Consider the following 8,233-nt stretch of genomic DNA (forward strand, 5'->3'; position numbering starts at 1 on the left):
TCTGCGGATTGGTTGTGCTATACCAGTTAGATTATCGGGATGTTATTTCATGCATATTCCTAAGTATGATACTGGCTGTCATCTTGTTGTTCCATTGTGGCGCGTTTTTATATGATTTCCGCTCTATTGTGGTGCGATGGGTTTTGTTTTAGCCATAAAAAAGGGCAACTGAATAAATCAGCTGCCCTTTTATATTGTCATCCTTCTACTGCTTGGTAAAAGGCTTTACTCGTTTAGCTTACAAGCTGTAGTACATATCAAACTCTACAGGGTGTGTGCTCATACGTAGGCGAGTAACTTCTTCCATTTTAAGGTCAATATAACCATCAATTGCATCATCAGTAAATACACCGCCACGAGTTAAGAACTCACGATCTTCATCTAATGCTTTTAATGCTTCATCAAAAGAGAATGCTACTTGAGGAATTAATTTTTCTTCTTCTGGTGGTAAGTCGTATAAATCCTTGTCCATCGCGTCGCCAGGGTGAATTTTATTCTGGATACCGTCTAAGCCTGCCATTAACATGGCTGCGAAACAAAGGTAAGGATTGGCGGTAGAATCACCAAAACGTAATTCAATACGGCGACCTTTTGGGTTATTAACAAAAGGAATACGAATAGAAGCAGAGCGGTTACGTGCTGAATATGCAAGCATTACTGGAGCTTCAAAGCCTGGAACTAAGCGCTTGTAGCTGTTTGTTGATGCGTTGGCAAATGCGTTTAGAGCTTTTGCATGTTTAATAATACCACCGATATAAAATAAAGCGGTTTCAGATAAACCGCCATATAAATCACCAGAGAATAGGTTGACGCCATCTTTCGCTAGTGATTGGTGTACGTGCATACCATTGCCATTGTCACCCACAATAGGTTTAGGCATAAAGGTTGCCGTTTTGCCGTATGCATGAGCAATATTTGCAACAACGTATTTTAATTCTAGTACTTCATCAGCTTTTTTAACTAAAGTATTAAACCTAACGCCTAATTCACACTGGCCAGCAGTAGCAACTTCATGGTGATGAACTTCAGTAACTTGGCCCATTTCCTCAAGAACTAAACACATTGCAGAGCGCATGTCTTGTAAAGAATCAACGGGAGGTACAGGGAAATAACCGCCTTTTACACCTGGACGGTGACCAATATTACCATCTTCATAAACTTTTGAGGAGTTCCAGCCCGCTTCTTCTGAATCAATTTGGTAGCTACAGCTACCCATATCTGTATTCCAACGTACATCATCAAAGATGAAAAATTCATTCTCAGGGCCAAAGAAAGCAGTATCAGCAATACCTGTTGATGCCATATAAGCTTCAGCACGTCTTGCGATTGAGCGTGGGTCACGTTCGTAGCCTTGCATGTCTTTAGGCTCGATAATATCGCAACGTAAGATTAATGTGTTGTCATCAAAGAATGGGTCAATAACAGCGGATGATGGATCGGGCATAAGAATCATGTCAGATTCGTTAATACCTTTCCAGCCTGCTACAGAAGAGCCGTCAAACATATTGCCTTCTTCAAAAGTATCCTCATCAATACTGTGTGCTGGGAAAGTTACGTGTTGCTCTTTACCGCGGGTATCACAAAAACGAAAATCAACAAATTTGATGTCATTTTCTTGAATCATTTTAAGAACGTTATCTACTGACATTTAAGACTTCTCCTGAGAGTTATAATTATTACATCCGCATTATGTGGAATACACGAACGATAGCATATTTTAATATAAAAATAAAAAATACGTATATTCTTAGTGTTATAAAATTAGTATTTAATAAGCACAAAATATACCATTATTTAATTTGTTGATTTTAAATGAAATTGTTATTTTTCCTTGATTTTTTGCACCATATTTGTGCGTTTCTGCATAAGTATTAAAGTTAAGGTGATATAGAATACATTAAAACTAAATTATTTTGTTATCATTGGTTTTTATTTTCTACAATGGGCGCGAAAAATGAAACGATTAACCCTGTTTACTTCTTGTGTTTTTTTAATCACTGCATGTCAGATGTCCCCAGACAAGTCTGCAACTATTGACTATAAAGGCTTATCGGCCAAGCCAGGGTTAGTCGCCTTTGGTCCTTTGGCTGGAATGGATGAAAAACAGTATTTATTAGAACAGGATGCTTTATTGCATAGTAGGCTGGAGGGAAAAGGTATTGAAACAGATATACAAGAACATACTTTGACCTTAAATATTCCAGGAAATATCGGCTTTGGTCCTAACTCTGCCAGTATTAATTGGAATTTGCATAGTATTTTAGATGCAATTTCACCGGTACTAAAAGAATATAAATATACGTCTATTTTAGTGCTTGGTCATTCTGATTCAAAAGGTAATCCTGAGGTTAATCAACGACTTTCAGAACAAAGAGGAAAGGCGATTTATGATTATTTTATTCATAGTGGCGTTTCTTCGGGGCGCTTAAGTTACCAAGGTGTATCTGATAATGATCCATTAATTAAAGACGCTGAAACGACATTAGAGCGTGCCTTAAACCGAAGGATTACACTGCAAATAACCATTAATCAGCCCGCAGCTGCAGTAGAAAAATAAGGATGTATGGATTCATGTTAGGTAAAAAAGTATCGCCTAAAATTATGCATAAGTTATGGTTTTTTTTGTGTTGTATGCTTATGCCTATGTCAGTATTTGCGTTAGAGAGGGCAATAGAGAATGCGCTTAATTTAGGTGATGCAGGTAAGTACGGGCAGATAAAATTTGATTTACGCTATCGTTATCAAAATGTTCATGTTGATAATAGTGTATCTATTAAAACGGCTAATGCGAATACGCTACGCTTAAGATTGGGGTACTTAACTCCTGAACTTTATCATTTTCAGTCATATATTGAGTATGAAGGCAATTTAGCCATGCAGGAGGATTACAATAGTACACGAAATGGTAATACGGGGTATGAAACAGTTGCTGATCCAGAGGGGCAAGAGTTAAACCAGTTCTGGATAAGTTTTACGGGCATTGCTGATACCTTGATTAAGGGGGGGCGACAAACAATTAACCTAGATAATCAACGATTTGTGGGTGCTAATGATTGGCAGAAAATGGAACAAACTTTTGATTCATTATTGATTAGTAATTATTATATCAACAATTTAACGCTAAATTTTGCCTATATAGGTGGTGTATTAAATACAACTTCGGTCTATCATAACTTGCAAATGCCTTTGTTAAATTTTACCTATAAATTTGGTAAGTCCAGTACTTTAACGGGTTATGCTTATTGGCTTGCAGATTATGATCAGTCAACCAATTCTAGTCAAACTTATGGCGTGCGCCTGCATGGCGCACCTAAGTTGAAAAATGATATAAGCTTAACTTACGATGTTGCTTATAGTAACCAATCAAACTACGAGAACAATCCAGGAAACTTCCAATTAGATCGATACAATATTTTGTTAGGCATTGCTTATTCGGGAGTAACCTTTAAGACGGGCATGGAGATATTAGATGGCAATGGCATTTATGCATTTCAGACACCGCTAGGTTCGAATCATGGCTATCAAGGGTGGGCAGATCAGTTTTTAGTCACTCCAGCAACAGGTGTGCGAGATATTCAAGCGACTATTAATAAAGAATTTTATGGTATTGACTTTTTGTTTGCTTATCATTCTTTTACGGACTCATATGGGCATGGCTACTATGGCGATGAGTATGATTTTTTGATTTCTAAGAATTTTGGTGAGCATTACCAAGTTTTAGCTAAGTATGCTTATTATGATGCAGATAATTCTTTAGTGGCGCAAACAGTGGGTGTGGATAAAAATACTCAGAAAATTTGGCTACAGGGAAGTATTAGTTTTTAGTTGCGGAATGATATAGAGCGACCTATGCACTAATAATTAAAAGCCTCCTTCAGAAGGGGGAGGCTGTTAGAGTAAATTAGTTTTACTGATAAGAAATAGTAAAAAATTTAATTCTTGATAGCCGCTTTAATTTGCAATAAAGAGTCTAAGTCCAGCTTCGCCGTACGCTGATGATTAACACATAAAGCGCCTCTAAAACCTAAATAATCAGCTTGTAAAGGCAGCAGCATAGCAATATCAGCTTCCCGTAAAGAACCTGCAAGTCCGCAAAGTAATTGCTGCTGCTTTGTTGATTTAACAAACGCTTGAATGGTTTCCAGTGGCATAACTTGTGTTAATGAGCCTTTAGTTTTATCCATAGTATCGAGCATAACACCGTTAAACCCTGCCTCTGAAAATAATGGAATATTATTGAAGTTTGGTTGCTGGTCGGCAAATAATACGGCGATTAAGTTTAAACCGCGTTGCGCTAGAATTTGTAAATTTTTGATAATCGGTGCCCAGTTACTACTAGGGAAAAAGCCAATTTTTATATAATCCACACCCGTCTCGGCCATTTTTTCTACAGCACTAAAAATAAGTTCTGCCTGCATGGGTAAGTCGCCGACAGTTGCGCTAATAAGAGCCTTCTTTTCAAGTGCAGTAACGATGGCTTGGATATCGGCAATATCCAAAGCGCCTAAAGCACCGCGTGTCGGTTGTTTTAAATCGATAATATCCACTTTAGCTTGTTGTGCGATAAGTGCTTCATTAATACTATTAACGCTGGCGAGCATTTTATTCATTGTGCTTGTAACTCTCTTAATTTTTGCTCGATGGCTTTAGTCACCCAACCCCAGGCTTCTCTTTCGTGTGGCCCTGCTGTTTTATTAAAACCAATATGCAAATATTCTAGCTCCGTGTGGATTTTTGCTGGCGATAAGCGGGTAATACGGCTTAATAAGATGGCAGCTTCTAAAACTGAAAATTGGGCGCGATTAAAACCAGCAAAAGGGGCATGAGTTACTCGCTGAATAGCACGGCAGAATAATTTAGGGCGCACGGGGTCATCTTCCACATGAGTTAATTCGACTTCGCAATGCGCTAAAGAATTTTCTAAAAAATAACCCTTCACTTTTTTAGCTTTTTTTAAAGGCCAATCAAGATGACCTGTTAGACTGCCGGCAAAAATTCGTACATCATCTGTGTAATTAATAATGGCGCTTTTATTAGCCAAAATATTATCTAAAGTGATTGATGGCTTGAAGGGAAGAATAACAAATTCATCACCTGCCACATGAATGCCCATAGGGGCAATATGTGTTTCGCCTGTGCTATTTTGCGTGGTTACAATAGTTTCTTGAATCATGATTTTTTAAATGTGGTTCCAGCGGGTTTGAACGTATGTAAATCAACGGTTGGTTCGTTAATTTTTGCAGCACAGCCCCAATCTAAAGATTGATCTTGGTTAAAGCGTTTACCTAATTGCCATGCAGTTTCTGCGCGCGCTAGTTCGACACCTAAATAAAAAGCATGTCCAGCATCCTCTTCAACACTTAGTTTAGGGTATAAATCAAAGGGGTCTATAGCACTGTGCAAGCCTTCGCGGTTATAAATATGTACCCCTTCGCTACTAATTTGAATACGGAAACTTGGATCTTTGACTTGAGCGGCAAACTCTTTTATTTCATCCAAAGCATAAGGAAAGGGGGATGGTTCATGTAAAGCCATTAGGCCGGGGTCAATATGTTTAGGTAAGGTATTATTTTCTTTGGCCGCATACATAATACGCCGCGCTAAATCAGCTTCTTTAATAGCGCGGCAAGCATGCTGACTCACTTCTGTAGCTAAAATATGCTTAATATCAAGCTCTGAACACATACCTAATAATATGGTGTTCATACCTACGGTATCCGCATGGGTGAGCTCTGTAATATTACCTACTCCCATCATCATTTCAATGTCAGGATATTTTTTCCGGACAGCATGATAACGAACGACGGAGTCAGTAAAACCAAAATGTAAAGGGTCAAGAATGGGGTCAACGATAAAGGGCTGGTTTTTACTCTGTAAAATGGCAATGACATTATCTAAAGAGCTCAGGTCAGTATGTTTTTCCGGGATAATAATCGGTATGGCATCGACTTCATCGGCAACCCATAGCGTACTTTCATGCAAACTTAGCATGTAATCTGCACCTGCTTGTGCACCACGTAATAAGTCATCTGTGTTTAAAGAATCAATGCTAACCAAAAAACCCTCTTGTTTGAGCGTACGGATAACCTCTTCCATATGTGCAAATGGGGTATCAGGCAAGCAGCCTATATCAATAATGTTTGCGCCATTTTCTTTATAATAGTAAGCACGCTTAACAACGTCATCGACACTGACATTAGGCGCATCAACAATTTCTGCAAAAATTTTAACATCGTAATGACTAAGATCAATTTTGTGTGCTTGTTTACCAAAATAAAGTGGGAGATCTTTTAATTCATCAGGGCCGCGCTCAACAGGGGTGTTTAATAGGTTTGATAATCCCTCTAAATCGCCACGGCAACGTCCAGGAACCATGATACGGTCGGCATTGAAGGTGTCTTTTAGACGACGGCCAATCATGTCTGCAGTCATAAGGGCGGCCACTGTAACGCTAAGGTGATGTACCGTATAAGTAAATTCCGGCTGCATCTTTGTTAAAATCTGATGCAATTGCTTTTCCGCTAATTTACCGGTTAAAAATAAGATATGTTCACTCATGTTAGTGAGGCAAGTCGTTGTTGTACGGCAATAGTCAGTTCATCGACACTTTCGACAACGGTTGTGTATTCAATGGTACGTAATTTATCGGTTGCTTCTAGGTCGATCTTACGTGGATAAACCATTACTTCTCCTCCGGGAGCCGTTGTTTTCATTTCTGGGGCAATATCGCAAGGGTAAACAATATTAGGAATACGGCATTTTCCAGCTTGTGAATAAAGGTTAGTGACTAATGAATCAGCAATGCCTAGTACACATTTTGCAACGGTATTAGAGGTTGTTGGTGCGACAACCAAGGTATGATAATAGCCTTTATAAAATAAACCAACCGGTGGAGCAGAGGCCGCTTTATCACGGTAAATATGCACGCGATCGCGTAAATCGTTAATCTGAATGCCATACATTTTTAGTACTTCTTCTCCCGCTTGGCTTAAATATAAATCGACATTATCTAAAGTCAGCATAAACTCTATACATTCTTCAATATAGTGTCCGGAGCCAGTAACGGCCCATGCAATACGCGGTGAAGTCATAACTATCTGTATAATAAGTATAGCGAGGAAGAGCGATAAGGCCCTGTACTCTTCTGAGCTTTGGTTAAATAACCGCTTATTATATACGCTGCCCCGGCATATTGGCGTATTTCTTAATAAATTTTGTAAGAGCAAAGACCTTATGTTTAATAATCTAACTCATCCTTTAATTATGGGCATTCTTAATGTCACCCCTGATAGTTTTTCGGATGGTGGTCATTATGCCGATACAGCCAGCGCGGTAGAACAGGCGCGACAAATGATAGAGCAGGGCGTAGATATTATTGATATCGGCGGGGAATCGACGCGTCCAGGAGCAGAGCCAGTTTCTGCAGAAGAGCAAATACAACGTGTCGTACCGGTGATAACGGCGATACGCCAAGAATTGTCAACTAGTATTGCGATTAGTATCGACACAACCTTAAGTGCGGTAGCAGATGCGGCATTAGATACGGGGGCAACGCTAATTAATGATATTTCCGCAGGCTTGCAAGATAAAAGGATATTTTCTGTCGCCGCGCAGCGCAATGTGCCAATTATCTTGATGCATATCAAAGGTCAGCCGAAAACTATGCAACAGGAACCTTATTATGAGGATGTGGTAAGTGAGGTGTTAACGCATTTACAAGCACGAATTGAACAAGCATTAGCGGCAGGTGTGAAAAAGCATAATATTGCCATTGACCCCGGCATTGGTTTTGGTAAGCGAAAGCAGGATAATTTAGATTTATTAGCACATTTAGATAAGTTTGTTAGCACTGGCTATCCGGTTTTATTAGGTACGAGTCGTAAACGGTTTATGGGCAGTATTTGTGCCGTTACTGAACCCATGGAATTAGTGACAGCAACGGCGGTCACTACTGCTTTAGGTGTGATGCAGGGCGTGCAAATGTTTCGTGTCCATGATGTGCAAGAGAATAAACAAGCAGCAGACGTGGCATGGGCGATAAAGCAGGCTTCTATCTAAGAATTCACTACCGTACACTTTTTCCTACCTTATAGAAAAGGGCTCTTTTGAATTTTAAGGAATGTGCATGAAATAACTTAGGCAACTTATAAAGTTGTTGCGTCAGGAATGGCAGTATAATTCCATTGCCTCAGGTGCTCATCAAATACAATTCGCATTGACTCTTTAAAACCCT

Annotated in this window: 8 protein-coding genes; 3 read left to right on the forward strand and 5 right to left on the reverse strand. The window is 39.2% G+C overall.

Annotation, left to right across the window (positions count from 1 at the left end):
• Positions 1-238: 238 nt before the first annotated feature.
• Positions 239-1,648 carry a glutamate--ammonia ligase gene (gene glnA, locus BQ7314_RS01055; protein ID WP_174481853.1) on the reverse strand — a complete coding sequence of 470 codons (1,410 nt, stop codon included), beginning with the start codon at positions 1,646-1,648 and terminating at the stop codon, positions 239-241.
• A 306-nt stretch (positions 1,649-1,954) separates the two neighbouring features.
• Between glnA and BQ7314_RS01060 the strand changes: the two genes are divergently transcribed.
• Together BQ7314_RS01060 and BQ7314_RS01065 are read left to right on the forward strand one after the other, a co-directional pair.
• A complete protein-coding gene (locus BQ7314_RS01060; protein WP_174481854.1) occupies positions 1,955-2,557 on the forward strand; it encodes an OmpA family protein in 603 nt (200 codons plus the stop codon).
• Between the two features lie 86 nt (positions 2,558-2,643).
• Complete coding sequence (locus BQ7314_RS01065) at positions 2,644-3,825, forward strand: alginate export family protein (protein ID WP_217423811.1); 1,182 nt, start codon at positions 2,644-2,646, stop codon at positions 3,823-3,825.
• Positions 3,826-3,932: 107 nt separating this feature from the next.
• On the opposite strand, the gene BQ7314_RS01070 is transcribed toward BQ7314_RS01065, so the two are convergent.
• From BQ7314_RS01070 to BQ7314_RS01085, 4 genes are read right to left on the reverse strand one after another with little or no spacing between them, the layout of a single operon-like run.
• On the reverse strand, positions 3,933-4,610 hold the full coding sequence (locus BQ7314_RS01070; RefSeq protein WP_174481856.1) for a (5-formylfuran-3-yl)methyl phosphate synthase: 678 nt from the start codon (positions 4,608-4,610) through the stop codon (positions 3,933-3,935).
• Entirely contained in the window at positions 4,607-5,173 is a 567-nt protein-coding gene (locus tag BQ7314_RS01075; RefSeq protein WP_174481857.1) for a DUF447 domain-containing protein, read from the reverse strand. Before BQ7314_RS01075 ends, BQ7314_RS01070 begins: the two co-directional genes overlap by 4 nt.
• Complete coding sequence (locus BQ7314_RS01080; protein WP_174481858.1) at positions 5,170-6,558, reverse strand: DUF6513 domain-containing protein; 1,389 nt, start codon at positions 6,556-6,558, stop codon at positions 5,170-5,172. The genes BQ7314_RS01075 and BQ7314_RS01080 overlap by 4 nt, the downstream gene beginning before the upstream one ends.
• On the reverse strand, positions 6,555-7,091 hold the full coding sequence (locus BQ7314_RS01085; RefSeq protein WP_174481859.1) for a flavoprotein: 537 nt from the start codon (positions 7,089-7,091) through the stop codon (positions 6,555-6,557). Before BQ7314_RS01085 ends, BQ7314_RS01080 begins: the two co-directional genes overlap by 4 nt.
• A gap of 142 nt (positions 7,092-7,233) precedes the next feature.
• Here BQ7314_RS01085 and folP point away from each other — a divergent pair, with 142 nt between their 5' ends.
• Entirely contained in the window at positions 7,234-8,058 is an 825-nt protein-coding gene (folP, locus tag BQ7314_RS01090; protein WP_174481860.1) for a dihydropteroate synthase, read from the forward strand.
• Positions 8,059-8,233 lie beyond the last annotated feature (175 nt).

It is taken from the genome of methanotrophic endosymbiont of Bathymodiolus puteoserpentis (Logatchev) (assembly GCF_900128525.1).
In the GTDB taxonomy this organism is placed as follows: domain Bacteria; phylum Pseudomonadota; class Gammaproteobacteria; order Methylococcales; family Methylomonadaceae; genus Methyloprofundus.